This is a genomic window from Rhodoferax sp., assembly GCF_028688795.1.
Classification (GTDB): Bacteria; Pseudomonadota; Gammaproteobacteria; order Burkholderiales; family Burkholderiaceae_C; genus Rhodoferax.
Genome location: NZ_JAQTXM010000002.1, coordinates 51,935 through 72,881, shown reverse-complemented (window position 1 = coordinate 72,881; position 20,947 = coordinate 51,935). Strand labels below are relative to the sequence as shown.

The following is a 20,947-nucleotide window of genomic DNA, read 5'->3' as shown; positions in this document are numbered from 1 at the left end:
TAATTATGAATTCAGTTTAAAAATAGCTTAAAGATAACCACCGGAGACAACCCATGACCTCATACGCCGAATTTCACCAACGCTCACTCACCGACCGTGATGGTTTTTGGGGCGAGCAAGCCCAGTTGGTGGATTGGAAGGTTCAGCCCACGCAAATTTGCGATTACAGCAACCCGCCGTTTGCCAAGTGGTTTGTTGGTGGTGTGACCAACCTGTGCCACAACGCGGTAGACCGCCACCTGAAAGACCGTGCCGACCAAGCGGCGTTGATTTTTGTCTCGACTGAAACCAACCAGGAAAAGGTTTATTCCTTCCGTGAGTTGCATGCTGAGGTGCAGCGCATGGCGGCAGTTCTGAAAGAGCTGGGTGTCACCAAGGGTGACCGCGTGCTGATTTACATGCCCATGATTGCCGAGGCCGCCTTTGCCATGTTGGCCTGCACCCGCATTGGCGCGATTCACTCGGTGGTGTTTGGCGGTTTTGCCTCGGGCTCATTGGCGTCACGCATTGAAGATGCCGAGCCCAAGGTGATCATTAGCGCCGACGCGGGTTCGCGTGGCGGCAAGCCCGTGGCTTACAAGCCGCTGCTGGACGAAGCCATCAGTCTCTCAAAATACAAGCCTGAATCTGTGCTGTTGGTGGACCGTGGGCTTGTGCCTATGAATTTGGTCGAAGGCCGTGACAGGTTGTGGGGCCCGCTGCGCGAAAAAAACCTCAGCACGGTGGTCGAATGTGAATGGGTCGACGCGACTCACCCGAGCTACACGCTTTACACCAGCGGTACCACGGGCAAGCCCAAGGGTGTGCAGCGCGACACCGGTGGCTATTGCGTGGCACTGGCCGCCAGCATGAAACACATTTACGCTGGCAACCCGGGCGAAACCTATTTTTCAACCAGCGACATTGGTTGGGTGGTGGGGCACAGCTACATCATTTACGGCCCCTTGATTGGCGGCATGGCCACCATCATGTACGAAGGCCTGCCAACTCGCCCTGACGGCGGCATCTGGTGGAGCCTGGTTGAAAAGTACAAGGTCACCGTGATGTTCAGCGCCCCTACGGCGATTCGTGTGCTGAAAAAACAAGACCCGGCCTTGCTCAGCAAATATGATTTATCGAGCCTGCGTGCGCTGTTTTTGGCGGGCGAGCCGCTGGACGAGCCCACTGCGCAATGGATCAGCGCTGGTTTGGGTAAGCCGATCATTGACAACTACTGGCAAACCGAGACCGGCTGGCCAATTTTGTCGCTGTGCAATGGCGTGGAAAAAGCGGTAAGCAAATTTGGCTCGCCGGGCAAGGCCGTGTATGGCTACGACGTGAAGTTGCTGGACGATCAAACCGGTGAAGAGTTGGTTGGCCCGAACCAAAAAGGTGTGGTCGCCATCGAAGGTCCGCTGCCACCGGGCTGCATGCAAACCGTGTGGCGCGATGACACCCGTTTTGTTGAAACCTACTGGAAGAGTGTGCCCGGCAAGCTGGTCTACAGCACCTTCGACTGGGGGGTGCGCGACGCCGATGGGTATTTCTTTATTTTGGGTCGCACCGATGACGTGATCAACGTGGCGGGACACCGATTGGGTACCCGCGAGATCGAAGAAAGCATTGCGGCCCATCCCAACATTGCCGAAGTGGCGGTGGTGGGCGTCGCTGACCAGCTCAAGGGCCAGGTGGCGATGGCGTTTGCCGTGCTCAAGGACGCCAGCCTGGTGGTGGATGAGGCCAGCGCAGCCAAGCTGGAGGCCGAGATCTTCAAATTGGTCGACCGCGACCTGGGTGCCGTGGCGCGACCGGCCCGCGTCCGCTTTGTGACCGTGTTGCCCAAAACACGCAGTGGCAAGTGCCTGCGACGCGCCATCACCGCCGTGTGTGAAGGCCGCGACCCAGGCGACTTGACCACCATGGACGACCCGGCTGCGCTGCAGCAAATCAAGGATTTGATCAGCGCCTGACCCCAAGACAATCTCTGACTGTAAGAATTGTGCTGCCTTTCAGTGGCACAATTCTGCGGTGTATCAGGCCCTTCCAACGCCACTGTCGCATCCGCCAAACGGTCAAGCCGTGACGCGGGAGGTTAATCAACAATCAGCTTTAACCAGCTAAAGTTTCCCCCAGGGAAATGAAAGTCAGCGAAACATGAGTGAGACAAACACGGTTTATCAAGCCTACCAGGCGAACACCTACCTTTTTGGTGGGAACGCCCCGTACGTCGAAGAGATGTACGAAAACTACCTGGCCAATCCAGGCAGCGTGCCAGACACTTGGCGTGACTATTTTGACGCTCTGCAACACGTTCCGGCCGTAGACGGCAGCAACGCCAAAGACGTCCCCCACCAACCCGTCATTGATGCCTTTGCGCAGCGCGCCAAAGCCGGCGGCACCAAAGTGGTGGTGGCTGCCGGTGCTGACTCTGATCTGGGTCGCAAACGGGTCTCGGTGCAGCAACTGATTGCGGCTTACCGCAACGTCGGCGCCAGCTGGGCTGACCTTGATCCCCTGAAACGCCAGGAACGCCCTGCGATTCCTGAGCTTGAACCGTCTTTCTACGGTTTTTCAGACGCTGATTTTGAAACCGTCTTCAACACCAGCAACACCTTCTTTGGCAAAGAAGTAATGTCCTTGCGTGACCTGCTCAATGCCCTGCGCGAAACCTACTGCAGTTCTATTGGCGCTGAGTACATGTACCTGACCGACCAGACGCAAAAGCGCTGGTGGCAGCAAAAGCTCGAAAGCGTGCGCAGCAAGCCCAATTTCAATGTTGACCAAAAGAAACACATTCTTGATCGTTTGACCGCTGCCGAAGGCCTTGAGCGCTTCTTGCACACAAAGTATGTGGGTCAAAAGCGTTTTTCATTGGAAGGTGGCGAAAGTTTCATCGCAGCCATGGACGAGTTGGTCCAACAAGCCGGTGGCTTGGGTGTGCAGGAAATTGTGATTGGCATGGCTCACCGCGGCCGTCTGAACGTGCTGGTGAACACCTTGGGCAAAATGCCCGCTGATTTGTTTGCCGAGTTCGACCACACCGCGCCTGAAGAATTGCCCGCAGGTGACGTGAAATACCACCAGGGCTTCAGCTCGGATGTCACATCCCTGGGCGGCCCCGTGCATTTGACACTGGCGTTCAACCCATCTCACCTTGAAATCGTTAACCCTGTGGTTGAAGGCTCGGTGCGTGCCCGTATGGACCGCCGTGCTGACCCAACCGGGCGTCAGGTATTGCCGGTGCTGGTGCACGGTGATGCCGCTTTTGCGGGTCAGGGCGTCAATCAGGAAACCCTGGCGTTGGCCCAAACCCGTGGTTACACCACGGCCGGCACAGTGCACATCATCATCAACAACCAGATTGGTTTCACCACCTCTGACCCCCGCGACTACCGCTCCACGCTGTATTGCACCGACATCGTTAAGGGTGTTGAGGCGCCAGTGATGCACGTAAATGGTGACGATCCTGAAGCGGTCGTGATGGCCATGAAATGGGCGCTGGACTACCGCATGGAGTTCCGCAAGGACGTGGTGCTTGACATCATTTGTTTCCGTAAACTCGGCCACAATGAGCAAGACACCCCCGCGCTGACCCAGCCGTTGATGTACAAAAAGATTGCCCAGCACCCAGGCACTCGCAAGCTCTACGCTGACAAGTTGGCTGCGCAAGGCCTTGGCGCCACCTTGGGCGACGACATGTTCAAGACCTATCGCGCTGCGATGGACGCTGGCAAACACACGGTCAACCCGGTGCTGACCAATTTCAAGAGCAAATATGCGGTGGACTGGTCCCCGTTTTTGGGCAAGAAGTGGACCGATGCGGGCGACACTGCCATTCCCATGGCAGAGTGGAAGCGTCTGGCTGAAAAAATCACCACCTTGCCAGCCAGTTTGACAGCGCATTCGCTGGTCAAAAAGGTGTACGACGACCGTGCTGCAATGGGGCGGGGTGACATTCCGGTGGACTGGGGCATGGGCGAGCACATGGCGTTTGCCTCTTTGGTGGCCAGTGGTTACCCTGTGCGTCTGTCGGGTGAAGACTGCGGTCGTGGCACCTTTACCCACCGCCATGCTGTCATTCATGACCAAAAACGCGAAAAGTGGGATGTGGGTACCTATGTGCCGTTGCAAAACGTGGCCGAAAATCAAGCTCCTTTTGTGGTCATTGACTCCATCCTGTCAGAAGAAGCGGTGTTGGGCTTTGAATACGGCTACGCCTCCAACGATCCGAACACGCTGGTGATTTGGGAAGCACAGTTTGGCGACTTTGCCAATGGCGCCCAAGTGGTGATTGACCAGTTCATTGCCTCCGGTGAAGTCAAGTGGGGCCGCGTCAACGGCATCACCTTGATGTTGCCACACGGCTATGAAGGCCAAGGCCCAGAGCACTCGTCGGCCCGAGTTGAGCGTTTCATGCAGCTTGCTGCCGACACCAACATGCAATTGGTGCAACCCACCACAGCCAGCCAGATCTTCCACGTGTTGCGTCGCCAGATGGTGCGCAACCTGCGCAAGCCGCTGGTCATCTTCACGCCCAAGTCGCTGCTGCGTCACAAGGACGCTGCGTCGCCCTTGTCCGAGTTCACCAAAGGCAGCTTCCAGACCATCATCCCTGAGAACAAGGTGCTCAAGGGAGACAAGGTCAAGCGTGTGGTGGCTTGTTCAGGCAAGGTCTATTACGACCTGGCTAAAAAGCGTGAAGAAAGGGGTTCAGACGATGTTGCGATCATCCGTGTCGAGCAGTTGTATCCGTTCCCGCATAAGGCATTTGCAGCTGAACTGAAGAAATACCCCAATGCGACCGAAGTGGTGTGGACGCAGGATGAGCCACAAAACCAGGGCGCCTGGTTTTTTGTGCAGCACTACATTCACGAAAATATGCTTGAGGGGCAGAAGCTGGGTTACTCCGGCCGGGCCGCATCGGCATCACCTGCTGTGGGTTATTCACACCTCCACCAGGAGCAACAAAAGGCGCTGGTAGAAGGTGCGTTTGGCAAGCTCAAGGGCTTTGTCCTGACCAAATAAGACATTGCGCCCATTAAAAACTATTGGCGGCGGGCACATCACCCGCCGCGCACACCTCCAAGAATATTTTTGAAAGAATTGTTATGGCAATCGTAGAAGTCAAAGTACCGCAGCTATCTGAATCCGTGGCCGAAGCCACCCTGTTGCAGTGGAAGAAAAAAGTCGGCGATGCTGTCGCTGTGGATGAGATCCTGATCGATGTTGAAACTGACAAGGTGGTGCTGGAAGTGCCCGCGCCATCTGCTGGTGTGATCATCGAAATTGTGCAGCCCGATGGCAGCACCGTGGCAGCTGAGCAGCTCATTGCGCGCATTGACACCGAAGGTGTGGCCGGTGCTGTGGCTGCACCTGCTGCCACACCTGTGGTGGCATCCGCTGCTGCGCCTGCACCAGTCGCCGCAGCACCCGCTGCTGCCGGCGGTGCAATGGCTGGTGTGGCCATGCCTGCGGCGGCCAAGCTTATGGCTGACAACAGCCTGGCGACAGGGTCGGTGGCAGGTTCTGGTAAAGATGGCCGTGTCACCAAGGGCGATGTTCTGGCCGCTGTTGCTGCTGGTGTAGTTGCTCCCAAGGCAGTAGCTGCTCCTGCAATACCAGCAAAGGCTGCAGCCCCATTGTTGCCACAAGTTGCGGCACCAGCCAGCAGTTTGGCCGCGCAATTGGCAGGTCGCCCTGAACAACGCGTCCCCATGAGCCGCCTGCGTGCCCGAGTGGCTGAGCGTTTGCTGCAATCGCAGTCCACCAACGCCATTCTGACCACGTTCAACGAAATCAACATGGCGCCGGTGATGGACATGCGCAAGCGCATGCAGGAGCGTTTTGAGAAAGAGCACGGCTGCAAGCTGGGCTTCATGAGTTTCTTTGTCAAAGCCGCAGTGCACGCGTTGAAAAAATTCCCGGTGCTCAATGCATCTGTGGATGGCACCGACATCGTTTACCACGGTTACTTTGACGTGGGCATTGCCGTGGGTTCGCCGCGCGGCTTGGTGGTGCCCATTTTGCGCAATGCCGATCAAATGAGCTTTGCCGACATCGAGAAAAAGATTGCCGAGTTCGGCGTTAAAGCGCGTGACGGCAAGCTGGGCATGGAAGAAATGACCGGTGGCACGTTCTCCATCAGCAATGGTGGCACCTTTGGCTCCATGATGTCCACCCCCATCATCAACCCGCCGCAAAGCGCTATTTTGGGTGTGCATGCCACCAAAGACCGTGCCATGGTCGAAAACGGCCAAGTGGTGGTTCGCCCTATGAACTACTTCGCCATGAGTTATGACCACCGCATCATTGATGGCCGTGAAGCAGTTCTCGGTCTAGTGGCGATGAAAGAAGCGCTGGAAGACCCAGCCCGCCTGCTGTTCGATATTTAAGCCTTCCGGTTTGACCCACCACGCGCGGCGCTTTTTCAGTGCAAGCGGTCGGTGGGTCTTTTGGTTTTGAAGAACTTTGCGTGACAGAACTGAGCAACTCCAAGAGTCGTCAGCGCTGTCCTTAACATCTTAGAAAGTGCGAAAAAATGAGCAAGATATTTGACGTGATCGTGATTGGCGGCGGCCCTGGTGGCTATGTGGCGGCCATCCGTGCCGCCCAATTGGGCAAGAACGTGGCGTGTGTGGATGAGTGGAAAAACAGCAAGGGTGGCCCGGCTTTGGGTGGTACTTGCACCAACACCGGCTGCATTCCGTCCAAGGCTTTGTTGCAGTCGTCAGAACATTTTGACCACGCCAACCACCATTTTGCCGAGCACGGCATTGAGGTCAAAGGTGTCAGCATGGACGCGGCCAAGATGGTGGCGCGCAAAGATGCGGTGGTCAAACAAAACAACGACGGCATTCAGTACCTGTTGAAGAAGAACAAAGTCAGCTTCTTTCATGGCCGCGCCTCGTTTGTGAAGGCCGTCGAGGGGGGCTACGAGATCAAGGTATCCAGCGCTGCGGACGAAACACTGGTTGGCCAACAAATCATTGTGGCCACTGGCTCGAATGCGCGCGCCTTGCCTGGCGCACCTTTCGATGAATCGCTGGTGCTTTCCAACGAGGGTGCTTTGGCCATCACGTCAGTGCCGAAAAGACTCGGCTTGATTGGCTCGGGCGTTATCGGTCTGGAAATGGGCTCGGTTTGGCGCCGTTTGGGCTCAGATGTGACGATTCTCGAAGGCTTGCCGACGTTCTTGGGCGCGGTGGACGAACAAATCGCCAAAGAGTCTCACAAGGCGTTTGTCAAACAGGGCCTGAAGATTGAGCTGGGCGTGAAGGTTGGCGACGTCAAGGTGGGGAAAAAGGGTGTTAGCGTGGCTTGGACCAATGCCAAAGGTGAAGCACAGACCCTGGAAGTTGACAAATTGATTGTGTCGATTGGTCGTGTGGCCAACACCATCGGCTTGAATGCCGAAGCCGTGGGGCTGCAACTTGACGAGCGCGGTGCGATTGTGGTTGATGGCGATTGCAAAACCAACTTGCCCGGTGTCTGGGCCGTGGGTGACGTGGTTCGTGGCCCGATGCTTGCGCACAAGGCCGAAGAAGAGGGTGTGGCCGTGGCTGAACGCATTGCGGGTCAGCACGGTCATGTTGATTTCAACATCATTCCCTGGGTGATTTACACCAGCCCCGAGATTGCCTGGGTGGGACGCACTGAGCAGCAATTGAAAGCAGACGGCGTGGCTTACAGGGCGGGTACTTTCCCGTTTCTGGCCAATGGCCGCGCCCGCGCACTGGGCGACACCACGGGCATGGTCAAGATGCTGGCCGATGCGAGCACGGACGAGATTTTGGGTGTGCACATTGTTGGGCCGATGGCCAGTGAACTGATTTCCGAGTGTGTGGTGGCGATGGCGTTCCGCGCCAGCAGCGAGGACATTGCCCGCATTTGCCATGCTCACCCGACCTTGAGCGAAGCAACCAAAGAAGCGGCGCTGGCCGTTGACAAGCGCACGCTTAATTTCTAATCTTATATAAGAAATTGGCTTCTAGCCATTATTAAATAAGCGCTAGAAGCTATATTTAATATAGCGCATCACCTCACTGTGACAGTCAAGAAAATTTATCTGGCCGAGCTAGAAGCACGCGGTTACAGCGCTGACCCGGCGCAATTGCGGGCGGTGCAGGCGCTGGAAACCTGCGCGCGCGAGTGGACGGCATACCGCGAGCAGCGTTCTAACGCCATCAAGAAGCTCATTAACCGTCCGCTCATTCCGCGTGGTGTTTACATGTATGGCGGGGTAGGGCGGGGCAAGAGTTTTTTGATGGACTGTTTCTACAACGCGGTTCCGTTGAAACGTAAGACTCGCTTGCATTTTCATGAGTTCATGCGCGAAGTGCATCGCGAGTTGGCGGCGATGCACGGTACTGTGAACCCGCTGAATTTGCTGGCCAAACGCATGGCTGAGAAATACCGGTTGATTTGCTTCGACGAGTTTCATGTGTCGGATGTCACCGACGCCATGATTCTTCATCGTTTGCTTGCAGCCTTGTTTGAACAGGGTGTGGGGTTGGTGACCACGTCCAATTTCAAGCCGGATGATTTGTACCCCAACGGTTTACACCGTGACCGGATTTTGCCGGCGATTGCCTTGCTCAATTCGCGTCTCAATGTGGTCAATGTTGACAACGGCACTGACTATCGGGGCCGTACCATGGAGCAACTGGCCCTGTATCACACGCCGCTGGGTGAGCCGGCTGCGGCGGCCATGCAGGATGCGTTTGAGCGCTTGGCTGAAACCCAGGATGAGAGCCCGGTGCTGCAAATTGAGGCACGCAAGATCTATGCGCACCGCAGGGCGGGGGGTGTGGTGTGGTTTGATTTCAAGACCTTGTGCGGCGGCCCGCGTTCGCAAAATGACTATCTGGAAATTGCCACGCAGTTTCATACCGTGTTGTTGAGTGACGTGCCGCAGATGCCGCCGCGCATGTCGTCCGAAGCCAGGCGTTTCACTTGGCTGGTCGATGTACTTTATGACCGGCGCGTCAAGCTGATCATGTCCGCGGAAGTGCCTGCGCCTGAGTTGTACGTTGAAGGCATGATGGTCAATGAGTTTGCTCGCACACTGTCGCGCATTCAGGAAATGCAGTCGGCTGAGTTTCTGGCTCTGGAACGTCGTGACGTGGACACCCACCTGACATGAAGATCCTCCGTTTTATATTTTGTTTGATGGCCGTGTCTGTGCCCATGATGGGCCAAGCTGAAAACTCCACAGAAACGCCACTGGATATCGCTGCTCAGCGGGGCCGCATCGCTCAGCAGCGTTCCGAGGCCGAAGCTCTGTATATACCGAAGCAACAAGGCTGCTATGCCCGCTTTGCGGTGTCGGATTGCCTGAGCCGGGTCAGCCGCGAGCGCCGCGCAGCGCTGGAACCACTTCGCCGCCAAGAAGTGCGGCTGAATGATCTGGATCGTCAAGCCAAGGCGCTGGCGCAACGGCAACGGGTTCAGCGCAATTTGTCGCCGGAACGCCAGCAAGGTGAGGCTGACAGAGTCGACTCTTTGCCCATCCCTGTCGGTCAGTGAGCCATAGCCAACCTTCTTAGTTGGTGTTGCTTGCCTCTGGTGGGTTGAGCGGCTCTACCTTCAGGATGACCAAGGACAGGTTGTCTCCCGTGCCTTTCGCCCGCGCCCGCGCTTTTTCAATCAGGAATTCACTGGCCTCCCGGGGCGACAATCCCGAGAGCACCGAGCCAAGTTCCATGTCGCTGAAATAATGCCATAACCCGTCACTGCACGCCATCAAAGTATCGCCCGGTTTGATTTGGGCCATGAAATGACTGGTTACCGATGGCTCTTTGTTGGTGCCCAAACACCCCATCAAAATATTTGATTGAGGGTGAAAATGGGCCTGATCTTCAGTCAGTTCGCCACGGTCAACCAGAGTTTGCACATAGGAGTGGTCCAGTGTGCGATGAATCAACTGTTTGCCGTGATAGTGATAAATCCGTGAGTCACCGGCATGGGCCCAATAGCAGTCTCCGCGCGGGTTAACCATAAAAACCGCGATGGTGCTGTGGGGTTCTTCCTCGGATGAAACGGCCGTGAGACGGATGACGGTGTGCGCTTCCAGCACCATTTGCTTCAGTGTGGCCACCGGGTCGTCAAGTTCGGGTGAGTAGCGGTCAAACAACTGCTTCGCGGTCATCATGACTTGGTCAGAAGCTTTGCGGCCGCCGCTGCGTCCCCCCATGCCATCTGCCAGCACCGCCAGAACACATCCCTTTACCCGCGGATGGCTCAGCAGGACAACCTGATCTTGTTGGTAATCCCGGTCGCCCTTGTGAATGCCAGTCGCAGCACTAAGCCGGTAGCCCTTGGCGCTCATGCACTCACCAAATTTTCCACCAGGGGTCGTTTTTGGGCTTGAAGCCCTGTGTGAGATATGGGGTTTGGGGATAATTTTTCGCCAGCACGCGTTGGGTGTCGTCACGCAGGTCGGTCATGCCGAGTGCATCGTAAGACTTGACCATGATGAAGAGGGCGTCTTCCAGCGCGGGAACGCCGGAATAATCACGAATGGCCGTTTGTGACCGATTGATGGCCGCCAAATAGGCACCCCGTTCGTAGTAATAACGCGCCACGTGAACTTCAGACTGTGCCAGAGAGTTCACAATAAAATTCATGCGTGCAGCCGCATCCGGTGCATAACGCGATGCAGGAAAACGGGCCACAAGTTCTTTGAATGACTCAAAAGACTCTTTGGCCGCTTTTTGATCACGCTCGGCTAAATCTTGGCGCGTGACCGCGGAAAATAGCCCAAGGTCGTCGTTGAAGTTGACAATGCCTTTGAGGTACAGCGCGTAATCAATCGCCGGGCTTGCCGGATGCAACTTCATGAATCGATCCAGCGTAGCCACTGCGAGTGCAGGCTCGCCCGCTTTGTAGTGCGCATACGCTTTGTCGATTTGAGCTTGTTGCGCCAGTGGTGTGCCAGCTGCGCGGCCCTCCAGCTTTTCAAACAAGCGAACAGATTTGTCGTAAGCGCCAGTGCTAAGCTCGTCTTTGGCTTCCGCGTAAATTTTGTTCGGGCTCCAGTCAGCTGTCGGGTCAATGGGTGTCGAGGAACAAGCACTCAACAATAAGGTACCCGCCAGGATGCTTGTGCAGACGACAGATAATTTGGTGCTTCGCATGTAGGACTAGCTTTCTTGAAAAATTCCAAAATGATTATATCGGGGGCACAGGGGTGTGATGACACTGACCCATTGCCAGAGGCAGACGCTGAGGTGGAGTTGCGCCAGTTTGACTTTTCTGCAGCCCAGCATGGTATGCGACTTGACCGAGCATTGGTGGATCTGGTGCCTGAGTTTTCGCGTAGCTACTTGCAACAGTTGATTGAGCTTGGATCGGTCAGCATCAAGGGTCAGACCGTAAAAAAAGCATCGCAAAAAGTCAAGGCCTTTGATGGCGGCAGCATTGAACTTAGACCCACACCGCAAAGCCAGGCCTTTAAAGCCGAGGTCATGGCCCTTGACATGGTTTATGTAGACGAACATTTGATGGTCATCAACAAGCCAGCAGGGTTGGTGGTGCACCCTGCGCCGGGCAATTGGAGCGGAACTTTGATGAATGGTTTGCTGGGGTTTGATGCCCAGGCGTTCAATCTGCCGCGTGCAGGTATTGTTCATCGGCTTGACAAGGACACCAGTGGGTTAATGGTGGTCGCGCGCACTCGTGCCGTCATGGATGCACTGGTTCGAGCGATTGCAGCGCGTGAGGTGAAGCGTCAGTACCTCGCTTTGGCGCATGGCCCCTGGCGCGGTGACGTCCGGCGCGAGGTCCATGCGCCGATTGGGCGCGATCCTGCCAATCGGCTTCGGATGGCCGTGGTGGAATTGGCAACGCATGCAGGTAAGACGGCCAGAACAGACATTGAACTGCTCGCCAACGGTTCGCAGGGCTGTTTCGTGAAATGCACGCTGCACACTGGACGAACCCATCAAATCAGGGTCCACATGGCCTCTATTGCACACCCGCTGGTAGCCGACGCGGTTTATGGTGGGTCTGCCGCTGTTGGTATGCAGCGCCAGTCATTGCATGCTTTTCGTTTGGCATTCACGCATCCTGTGACTGCCAAGGCGCTGGTCTTTGGCGCGGATTTGCCGCTTGATTTGTCGCAAGCGCTGGTTCACTGGGGTCTCCAGTACAATCCGACTTGAATTTATTCTGAACTTCACCTAAGTTCTTGCCCACGCTGCCAATAAGTCTGTTGGCCCACAAGCGTCACCCACATCTTTTTTACCAAGCGCCTGAAGGTGCTTTTTATTGGTGAACCATGAACACGCTGGATGCCAAACGCGTCCTTGAGACTGCCCTGATCTGCTCACAACAACCGATGTCGGTGCGCGACATGCGGACGTTGCTGGGTGAAGAAGTCACGCAGGACACGATCCGTCGTTTGTTGGCTGATTTACAGAAGGAGTGGTCGTTGCGTGGTGTTGAACTTGTGGCGTTAGCAAGTGGGTGGCGGTTTCAAAGTCGACCAGAGATGCGTGTCTTTTTGGATCGTCTGCACCCCGAAAAGCCTCCGCGCTACGCGCGAGCTACGTTGGAAACTTTGGCGATCATTGCTTACCGGCAACCGGTTACGCGGGGGGATATTGAGGATATTCGGGGTGTTACGGTCAACGCGTTGACGCTACGGCAGCTTGAAGAGCGGGGCTGGATTGAAGCGATTGGACACCGCGACACCGTGGGGCGACCTGCGTTATTCGCCACCACGCGTCATTTTTTGGATGATTTGGGGTTGGCGTCTTTGGATCAGCTGCCGCTTCTGGAGTCACCCACCATGGCGACAGATGTGTTTGAAATATTGGCAAATGAGGCTGCTTCGACTCAAGTTTCTGGTGCTGGGCAGCGCAGTATTGGCCTTTTGGCATCCGCCGATACACCTGAATTGAATTGGTCCGCAGATGCATCTGTGGAAATTGACAACCAACAAGCGTCCCCCTCAGGGGAGCAACCATGACTACATCAACTGAAGAGATTTTGCCAAACCTGCAGCCCCCGGCTCCCGCATCTGATGCCATCCGGTTCGAAGATGTGGTGTCGGGGCAGTTTGATGCCGAGGAATCCACACCGGACACGACACCTTTGAAACGTGTGCTGCTTCCCCAGCCGGAGTCCCCCAAGCTGCACAAGGTGCTAGCGCAGGCTGGCATGGGATCCAGGCTTGAAATGGAGCAACTTATCATGGAAGGCCGCATCACCGTCAACAATGAGCCTGCCCACATTGGCCAGCGGGTGCAGTTTGGTGATCACGTCAAGGTCAATGGCAAACCCATCCGTTTCCGGATTGATCCGCCGCCAACCCGGGTACTTGCTTACCACAAGCCTGCCGGCGAGGTCGTGACGCACGATGACCCGCAAAATCGGCCTACCGTGTTCCGAAAACTGCCTAAATTGTTTCAAGGTAAATGGCAATCAGTAGGGCGGCTTGACTTGAATACCGAAGGTTTGTTGTTGTTTACCAGTTCAGGTGAATTGGCCAACAATTTGATGCATCCCCGGTTTGGCCTTGAGCGCGAGTATGCCGTGCGCGTATTGGGTGGACTCAATCCTGAAGAGAAGCAAAAGCTGTTGACTGGTGTACAACTCGGCGACGGTATGGCGCAATTTGGGTCGATTGAAGAGGGCGGTGGCGAGGGTTCCAACTGCTGGTACCGGGTCACCATTTCAGAAGGACGAAACCGTGAGGTGAGACGCATGTTTGAAGCGGTGGGCCATGCAGTGAGCCGCCTGATTCGCATTCGCTACGGTGCCATGGTGCTGCCACGTGGGTTAAAACGTGGTGCATGGATAGAGCTTGATGGGATCGATATTGCGCAACTCACCCGTGCAGCGCTGATTCGGCCCGTGCTGGATTCGGCGTCCGGTGATGACAGGGTGGCGGCTCCCGCCACTGGCGAACGTAGGCCGCGTGGCCCTGGTGCGCCGCTTCGCTCAGGACGACCCGGTGGCCGTGGGCCGGGTGCTCGATCAGGCTCGGCTGGTGTGCCCAGTTCCTCGGGCAATGGACAAAAACAGCCCGGCCGGGCGTCTCAGCCATCACAAGCGCAGCCTGATCCGATGAAAACGACGTTTGGCTACATCGGTGCAGACAGTTTTTCGCGCCAGCGCGAAGAGGCTGGTAAAAAACGTGGCGGCGGTTCAGGCTCGAAAGGCGGTCGTCCGATGACGGGCCGTAGTCGCTGAAAATCTTCGTGAGGCGCCGACTCGGTGTGGCTTTGCCTTTCGGGTCGCCATGAAAGGTTGACCGGTTCAGGTTAAGATCAAAGGCTTTGGCCAATGGGTCAAAATTATATTAATTGCTTAGGAAAACATATGACTATCGAACGCACTCTTTCAATTATCAAACCTGACGCCGTGGCTAAAAATGTCATTGGTCAAATTTACGCCCGCTTTGAAGCAGCTGGTTTGAAAGTCGTAGCCGCCAAAATGGCACACCTGTCGCGCGGTGAGGCCGAGGCTTTTTACGCAGTTCACAAAGCACGTCCTTTCTTTAAGGATCTGGTTGATTTCATGATCTCTGGCCCAGTCATGATTCAGGCGCTTGAAGGCGAAAACGCAATTGCAAAACACCGCGACCTGATGGGCGCAACCGACCCCAAGAAGGCTGCTGCCGGCACCATTCGCGCTGACTTTGCGGACAGCATTGATGCCAACGCTGTGCATGGCTCTGATGCCGCTGAAACTGCTGCCGTGGAAATCGGGTTTTTCTTCGCTGGCATGAACGTTTACTCGCGTTAATTCATAGCATGACGGTCAACCTGCTCGATCTCGACCTCGAGGGCTTGGCCGTTTTTTGCGAACGGCTGGGTGAAAAGCGCTTTCGCGCCGTTCAGTTGTTTCGCTGGATTCACCAAAAAGGTGCCAGCCAATTTGACGACATGAGCGATCTTGCCAAATCTTTGCGCGAGAAGCTTAAAGGCGTGGCTTGCATCCAGCCGATGCCTGTGGTGTCGCAAAACTTGTCAACTGACGGCACCATCAAGTGGCTATTTGATGTCGGTGATGGCAATGCAGTGGAATCCGTATTCATCCCTGAAGACGATCGCGGCACACTCTGTGTTTCTTCGCAGGCTGGTTGTGCGGTGGGTTGTCGATTTTGTTCAACCGGGCATCAGGGTTTTAGCCGAAACCTGACAACCGGCGAAATCATTGCCCAGCTTTGGTTTGCCGAGCATTTCTTGCGCAAACACCTGAAGCGCGATGATCGAGTGATCTCCAATGTGGTGATGATGGGCATGGGCGAGCCGCTTCAAAATTACACGGAACTGTTGCCTGCTTTGCGTGTGATGCTTGACGATCATGGTTATGGTTTGTCAAGGCGACGAGTCACTGTTTCTACCTCGGGCGTGGTTCCAATGATGGATCGTTTGTCGCTTGATTGTCCGGTGGCTTTGGCCGTTTCGTTGCATGCACCTAACGACTTGTTGCGAAACCAGTTGGTGCCGCTAAATCTTAAATACCCATTGGTCGAGTTGATGGAAGCTTGCCAGCGCTACCTGTTGCACGCACCCCGGGACTTCATCACGTTTGAGTACTGCATGCTCGATGGCGTCAATGATTTGGATGAGCATGCCCACGAGTTGATCCGTTTGGTGCGTGCCTACCCCGGTGCTTGGTGCAAATTTAACTTGATACCGTTTAACCCTTTTCCAGCCTCCGGCTTGCATCGATCAAAACCAGACAGAGTCATGGTGTTTTCGCGGATTTTGAGCGCCGCTGGTATCACTACCACGGTGCGCAAGACACGTGGTGAAGACATTGATGCCGCCTGCGGTCAGCTTGCGGGCGATGTGAAAGACCGCACTCGGGCGGTTGAGCGTATGGCGCGCCAACGGACCATTCCGATCCAGCCCTTTCGTCATGCAGCTACTACGACCTTGAAGGCCTGACCGATGAAAACTGTCACGGGTATTGACGCATGGATGCGCCTGGATCGTTGGCTCATCATCATGGTGATGGGGTATTTTTCGGTATTGACCGGCTGCGCCAGCAAAGCTGATCAGTCAGGAGCTTCTGCGACTCGCACTGAAATAGTGACGGAGTCGGACGAGTCAAGTGAGCGCCGGCGCGCCCGGATTCGGGTGGAATTGGCCTTGGGTTACTTTGAACAAGGCAAAACGAACATTGCACTTGATGAGATCAAGCAGGCGATTGCGGCCGATCCCACGTTTGTTGACGCCTACAGTTTGCGGGGTCTGGTTTACATGCGACTCAATGATTTTGGGTTTGCAGAAGATAGCTTTAACAAGGCGTTGTCACTCAAGCCGCAGAATGCCAATGTGTTGCATAACCTGGGTTGGTTGAAATGCCAGCAAGCGCTTTACCCTCAGGCGCTGAAGTATTTTGGTCAGGCTCTGTCAGATCCGCTTTACGGCGAACGAGCAAAAACACTGATGGCTCAAGGTTTGTGCCAATCGCGCGCCGGTATGCGCCAAGAGGCTGAAGCCAGTCTGCTGAAGTCATACGAATATGACGCCGGCAACCCAATCACTGGGTATAACCTGGCATATTTGCTTTACCAAAAAGAAGATCACGTACGGGCGCAGTTTTATGTCCGTAGATTGAACAACAGTGAACTCGCCAATGCGGAGTCGCTTTGGCTGGGGGTTAAAGTTGAAAAGCGGCTTGGCAATAATGAAGCGATGACCCAGCTTGCGACTCAACTGGAAAAACGATTTCCACAATCTCGTGAAGCAGCTGCCTACCATCGAGGTGTATTCGATGAGTGAATCTGCCGTGGAGCCAGTGGAGGTCAACATTGAGCGCCCGGAACCGGGCATCCCGTCCGGTGCGGGTGCCTTGCTTCGGGCGGCGCGTGAAGCACAAGGCTTGCACATTGCCATGTTGGCCGTATCGTTAAAAGTGCCCATCACGAAACTTGAAGCGTTGGAAGCAGAGCGCTACGACTTGTTGCCAGACACGGTGTTTGTGCGAGCTTTGGCTGCCAGCGTGTGCCGGGCCCTTGGGATCGATGCAGCACCCGTATTAGCGGCCTTGCCGCGTTCTGATATGCCCAAAATCAAGGCCAGTGTTGCGGGATTGAACACCACTTTCAATGACGTTCCCCGTGGTTCTGGTCGGGCTCTGTTGTCTCATTTTGGCAAGCCTTTGGGCTTTGCGATGGTGTTGTTGGTGCTGGGTATTCTTGCTATTCTTTTTTTACCAGCTGGCACTTCAAATGAGCGGATATCAGCCATGTTGACGGGTGGGAATTCTTCACTGCTACCAATGGTATCGGTAGCATCAGAACCCAATCAGCAGCCTGTCGTGAGTTCATCGCTGCAGGTTGCCGAGGTGTTACCGCCCCTGGTCGCCAACAATGGTGTTGATTTGCCAGTCAGTGCTGTCAGTCAGGCGCCGCCGCCGGTGCTCAACGCATTGGTCCCTACGCCTGTGTTGCCTCCTGATGTGGTGTTGGGTACCCATGCGGGAGAAGTTCTGAGCTTGCGCGCACTTGGTGCAGCGTGGGTTGAAGTAGTAGATGCAAAAGGCGTCCTGCAATTGCGAAAGACTCTGCTGAAGGATGAAGTCGTCCCGGTGACTGGTGCGCTGCCTTTGGTCGTTGTGCTGGGGCGAGCAGACCTGGTTGCAGTGACGGTGCACGGCCAACCTTTTGATGCGCTCTCCATAGCCAAAGACAATGTGGCTCGATTTGAGGTGAAGTAATGGATACATCCTTGCCCGTGGCTTCTGCCATTGCTATGCCCAGTCGGAGCCGCCAAGCGCGGGTGGTTTGGGGCACTCGCTGTGTCACAGTGGGTGCTGGTGCGCCTGTTCGGGTGCAGTCCATGACCAACACCGACACGGCGGATGTGATCGGGACGGCGATCCAGGTTAAGGAATTGGCTTTGGCTGGGTCGGAGATGGTACGGATCACAGTCAACACGCCGGAAGCGGCGCAGGCAGTTGCTCCCATCCGTGAGCAATTGGATCGCATGGGCATTGATGTGCCACTGGTTGGCGACTTTCACTATAACGGGCATCGCCTGTTGACCGATTACCCGGAATGCGCGCAGGCTTTATCTAAGTACCGCATTAACCCTGGCAACGTCGGCAAAGGTGACAAACATGATCGCCAGTTTGCAGTCATGATTGAAGCTGCCATGCGCTGGAATAAAGCAGTGCGCATTGGGGTGAACTGGGGCAGTCTCGATCAAGAGTTATTAGCTCAACTGATGGATCAAAACAGTCGGCGTCCAATGCCTTGGGATGCCAAGCCGGTCATGTATGAGGCGTTGATTACTTCAGCGATTGATTCGGCTACCCAAGCAGTTGAATTGGGCATGGATCCGAATCAGATCATTCTTTCATGCAAAGTTAGCGGCGTCCAGGATTTGATTTCTGTCTATCGGGAATTGGCAAAACGCTGTAACTATGCGCTCCACCTGGGCTTGACAGAAGCAGGCATGGGGACAAAAGGCACAGTGGCATCCACTGCAGCTTTGTCGATCTTGTTGCAAGAGGGCATCGGGGACACGATCAGGGTTTCCTTGACACCACAGCCAGGCGAATCCAGAACCCAGGAGGTTGTTGTTGCATCAGAGATTTTGCAGGCGCTGGAGCTTCGGTCATTTGTGCCAAGTGTGACCGCATGTCCGGGTTGTGGACGAACCACCAGCACAACATTTCAGGAGCTGACACAGCAAATTGAAGGGTTTTTGCGGGCGCAAATGCCGCAGTGGCGTGCAAAGTATCCTGGGGTGGAAAAGATGAAAGTCGCGGTAATGGGCTGCATCGTGAACGGCCCGGGTGAAAGCAAACAAGCCGATATTGGCATCAGTTTGCCGGGCACCGGTGAAACGCCCGCTGCGCCGGTGTTTATTGATGGTGAAAAACGCTTGACGCTACGAGGTGACTCGATCGCCCAGGAATTCCAGGCAATTGTTGAAAGCTACGTGGAAAAGCGATTTGGTGGCCAAGCAGGCACCATTCTTTGATTTGAATTGTCATGACTGAACCCCTAATTTCTCAAAAAATTGAAAAGCTGACCGCCGTCAAAGGCATGAACGACGTGTTGCCGCCAGACTCAGCCATGGTGGAATGGCTTGAATCAAAAGTACGGCTGTTGATGGCTCGCTACGCTTATCGGAACATTCGCACCCCCATCGTGGAGCGCACGCCTTTGTTCGTTCGTGGTTTGGGTGAGGTCACGGACATTGTTGAGAAAGAAATGTATTGCTTCGAAGATCGGCTCAACGGTGATCCGCTAACCCTTCGTCCCGAGGCGACCGCAGGTGTGGTCCGAGCAGCACTTGAGCATAATTTGCTGTACGACGGCGGCAAGCGGCTGTATTACATGGGCCCCATGTTTCGCCATGAGCGCCCACAAAAAGGCCGCTACCGTCAATTTGATCAAATCGGTGCGGAGGCGCTGGGGTTTGGTGGCGCCGAGGTCGATGCGGAATTGATTTTGATGGCCTGTGCGCTGTGGAAAGAGATTGGTATTGAAGATGTCCGTCTTGAGCTAAACAGCCTTGGACAGCCAGATGAACGATTGGCGCACCGCCAAGCATTGATCGCTCACTTGGAGCAACACGCAGAGGTGCTTGATGAAGATGCCAAAAGACGTCTCTACAGCAACCCACTGCGCATTCTCGACACCAAGAATCCGCACATGCAATCATTGGTGGCGTCTGCACCCAAACTGTTGGATTTTTTGGGTGAGGCATCTCTTTCGCATTTCAATACCCTGACGTCAATTTTGAAGAGCAATGGGGTTGCCTACACCGTCAATCCACGGTTGGTGCGTGGCATGGATTACTACAATCTGACGGTGTTTGAATTCACCACCGATCGCCTGGGATCCCAGGGTACTGTTTGTGCGGGGGGGCGATACGACTATCTTTTTGAGCAGCTAGGTGGCAAGCCGGCCTCGGCGGTAGGTTGGGCTTTAGGTGTTGATCGCGTGCTGGAACTGGCTAAAGGCGCGGGTTTGAAGGATGTTGGCCCCCGTTTGGACGCCTACGCCATCGTGACTGATACGCAGGCGTTACCCCTGGTTCTTTCTGTGCTCCAAGCCTTGCGTACGGCCGGTGTGAGTGTTCAGATGCATGCAAGTACTGGTGACACCATGGGTAGCATGAAAAGCCAGTTCAAACGCGCAGACAGCAGCGGGGCAAGATTTGCTCTTGTATTTGGATCTGACGAAGTGGCCGCTCGCCAAGTCACTGTGAAGCCGCTTCGCGACGCCAGTGCCACTCAGCAAACACACTCGCTCGACGATATTGTCGAATGGGCTACCACCCTACAATCAGCTGCTTAACTGGATACCCCGAATGGCCAATCATTTAGACCTCGAAGAACAAGAACAGCTTGACCAACTCAAGCATTTCTGGAAACAGTACGGCAATATCATCACTTGGGTGTTGATTGTGGTGTTAGGTGCATTTGCAAGCTGGAATTTCTACCAGTATTGGCAGCGCAGCCAATCGGTGCAGGCTGCCGCGCTGTTTGATGAGGTTGATCGAGCGGCACAATCTGCCGATGTGGCTCGCATCGATCGTGTTTTTGCAGATATGAAAGACCGGTTTCCCTCCACTGCATATGCGCAGCAATCAGGGTTACTTGTTGCTCAACAGTACATGTCCCTCGGGAAGCCTGATTCAGCAGAGGCTGCGTTAGCTTGGGTCGTTGAAAAGTCATCTGATTCAGGTTACCGCTCGGTGGCCAGGCTCCGTCTTGCTGCTCTTTTGCTGGAGTCCAAGAAGTTTGACGCAGCTTTGAGTCAGCTTGAGGGCACTTTTGACCCGAATTTTGATGCACTTGTGGCTGATCGCAAAGGCGATATCTACGTCTTAAAGGGTAACAAAGCCAAGGCGGTTGCCGAGTACGAAAAAGCTTACCGCCTGTTTGATCCCCGCACTGAATACCGACGTCTGGTTGAAGTGAAGCTGAATGCACAAGGCGTGGATGTTCCGATGCCTGACCAGATTTCTGTAGTCACAGGAAAGTAGTT

18 protein-coding genes are annotated in these 20,947 nt (G+C 55.1%); 16 read left to right on the top strand and 2 right to left on the bottom strand.

All coding sequences use genetic code 11. The features are described from left to right. Nucleotides 1-53: 53 nt before the first annotated feature. The 6 genes from PHQ58_RS01945 (at nucleotide 54) to PHQ58_RS01920 (ending at nucleotide 9,504) form a co-directional block, all read left to right on the top strand. On the top strand, nucleotides 54-1,949 hold the full coding sequence (locus PHQ58_RS01945) for a propionate--CoA ligase (protein WP_300106190.1): 1,896 nt from the start codon (nucleotides 54-56) through the stop codon (nucleotides 1,947-1,949). Nucleotides 1,950-2,133: 184 nt separating this feature from the next. After that, nucleotides 2,134-5,004 (top strand): 2-oxoglutarate dehydrogenase E1 component, encoded by a 2,871-nt coding sequence (locus PHQ58_RS01940; protein ID WP_300106189.1) that lies wholly within the window; start codon nucleotides 2,134-2,136, stop codon nucleotides 5,002-5,004. A gap of 83 nt (nucleotides 5,005-5,087) precedes the next feature. Continuing rightward, nucleotides 5,088-6,371, top strand: coding sequence for a 2-oxoglutarate dehydrogenase complex dihydrolipoyllysine-residue succinyltransferase (odhB, locus tag PHQ58_RS01935; RefSeq protein WP_300106188.1), 1,284 nt, complete (start codon nucleotides 5,088-5,090; stop codon nucleotides 6,369-6,371). A 146-nt stretch (nucleotides 6,372-6,517) separates the two neighbouring features. After that, nucleotides 6,518-7,945 carry a dihydrolipoyl dehydrogenase gene (gene lpdA / locus PHQ58_RS01930; RefSeq protein WP_300106186.1) on the top strand — a complete coding sequence of 476 codons (1,428 nt, stop codon included), beginning with the start codon at nucleotides 6,518-6,520 and terminating at the stop codon, nucleotides 7,943-7,945. 78 nt (nucleotides 7,946-8,023) lie between these two features. Then, nucleotides 8,024-9,121: a cell division protein ZapE gene (gene zapE, locus PHQ58_RS01925; protein ID WP_300106185.1), complete on the top strand. Its 1,098-nt coding sequence runs from the start codon at nucleotides 8,024-8,026 to the stop codon at nucleotides 9,119-9,121. Further along, nucleotides 9,118-9,504, top strand: coding sequence for a hypothetical protein (locus PHQ58_RS01920; protein ID WP_300106183.1), 387 nt, complete (start codon nucleotides 9,118-9,120; stop codon nucleotides 9,502-9,504). Before zapE ends, PHQ58_RS01920 begins: the two co-directional genes overlap by 4 nt. A 16-nt stretch (nucleotides 9,505-9,520) precedes the next feature. Here PHQ58_RS01920 and PHQ58_RS01915 read toward each other — a convergent pair whose 3' ends face one another. Further along, nucleotides 9,521-10,306 (bottom strand): protein phosphatase 2C domain-containing protein, encoded by a 786-nt coding sequence (locus PHQ58_RS01915; RefSeq protein WP_300106181.1) that lies wholly within the window; start codon nucleotides 10,304-10,306, stop codon nucleotides 9,521-9,523. 4 nt (nucleotides 10,307-10,310) lie between these two features. Continuing rightward, complete coding sequence (locus tag PHQ58_RS01910; protein ID WP_300106180.1) at nucleotides 10,311-11,114, bottom strand: outer membrane protein assembly factor BamD; 804 nt, start codon at nucleotides 11,112-11,114, stop codon at nucleotides 10,311-10,313. Between the two features lie 30 nt (nucleotides 11,115-11,144). Here PHQ58_RS01910 and PHQ58_RS01905 point away from each other — a divergent pair, with 30 nt between their 5' ends. From PHQ58_RS01905 to PHQ58_RS01860, 10 genes are all read left to right on the top strand, one after another. Continuing rightward, on the top strand, nucleotides 11,145-12,140 hold the full coding sequence (locus tag PHQ58_RS01905) for an RluA family pseudouridine synthase (protein WP_300106178.1): 996 nt from the start codon (nucleotides 11,145-11,147) through the stop codon (nucleotides 12,138-12,140). 116 nt (nucleotides 12,141-12,256) lie between these two features. Then, nucleotides 12,257-12,949 (top strand): SMC-Scp complex subunit ScpB, encoded by a 693-nt coding sequence (gene scpB, locus PHQ58_RS01900; RefSeq protein ID WP_300106177.1) that lies wholly within the window; start codon nucleotides 12,257-12,259, stop codon nucleotides 12,947-12,949. Beyond that, entirely contained in the window at nucleotides 12,946-14,175 is a 1,230-nt protein-coding gene (locus PHQ58_RS01895) for a pseudouridine synthase (RefSeq protein ID WP_300106175.1), read from the top strand. The genes scpB and PHQ58_RS01895 overlap by 4 nt, the downstream gene beginning before the upstream one ends. A 129-nt stretch (nucleotides 14,176-14,304) precedes the next feature. Continuing rightward, a complete protein-coding gene (gene ndk / locus PHQ58_RS01890; RefSeq protein WP_300106174.1) occupies nucleotides 14,305-14,730 on the top strand; it encodes a nucleoside-diphosphate kinase in 426 nt (141 codons plus the stop codon). Between the two features lie 8 nt (nucleotides 14,731-14,738). Further along, nucleotides 14,739-15,881, top strand: coding sequence for a 23S rRNA (adenine(2503)-C(2))-methyltransferase RlmN (gene rlmN, locus PHQ58_RS01885; protein ID WP_300106172.1), 1,143 nt, complete (start codon nucleotides 14,739-14,741; stop codon nucleotides 15,879-15,881). Nucleotides 15,882-15,941: 60 nt separating this feature from the next. Further along, nucleotides 15,942-16,721: a type IV pilus biogenesis/stability protein PilW gene (gene pilW / locus PHQ58_RS01880; protein ID WP_300106690.1), complete on the top strand. Its 780-nt coding sequence runs from the start codon at nucleotides 15,942-15,944 to the stop codon at nucleotides 16,719-16,721. Continuing rightward, nucleotides 16,681-17,658 carry a helix-turn-helix domain-containing protein gene (locus PHQ58_RS01875; RefSeq protein ID WP_300106170.1) on the top strand — a complete coding sequence of 326 codons (978 nt, stop codon included), beginning with the start codon at nucleotides 16,681-16,683 and terminating at the stop codon, nucleotides 17,656-17,658. Before pilW ends, PHQ58_RS01875 begins: the two co-directional genes overlap by 41 nt. Continuing rightward, the gene (ispG, locus tag PHQ58_RS01870) at nucleotides 17,658-18,929 is read left to right on the top strand and encodes a flavodoxin-dependent (E)-4-hydroxy-3-methylbut-2-enyl-diphosphate synthase (protein ID WP_300106168.1); all 1,272 of its coding nucleotides are present in this window, start codon (nucleotides 17,658-17,660) and stop codon (nucleotides 18,927-18,929) included. The genes PHQ58_RS01875 and ispG overlap by 1 nt, the downstream gene beginning before the upstream one ends. Nucleotides 18,930-18,967: 38 nt before the next feature. Next, nucleotides 18,968-20,254, top strand: a complete 1,287-nt coding sequence (hisS, locus tag PHQ58_RS01865) for a histidine--tRNA ligase (protein WP_300106687.1) — start codon at nucleotides 18,968-18,970, stop codon at nucleotides 20,252-20,254. 13 nt (nucleotides 20,255-20,267) lie between these two features. Beyond that, nucleotides 20,268-20,945, top strand: a complete 678-nt coding sequence (locus tag PHQ58_RS01860; protein ID WP_300106166.1) for a tetratricopeptide repeat protein — start codon at nucleotides 20,268-20,270, stop codon at nucleotides 20,943-20,945. Nucleotides 20,946-20,947: the final 2 nt, after the last annotated feature.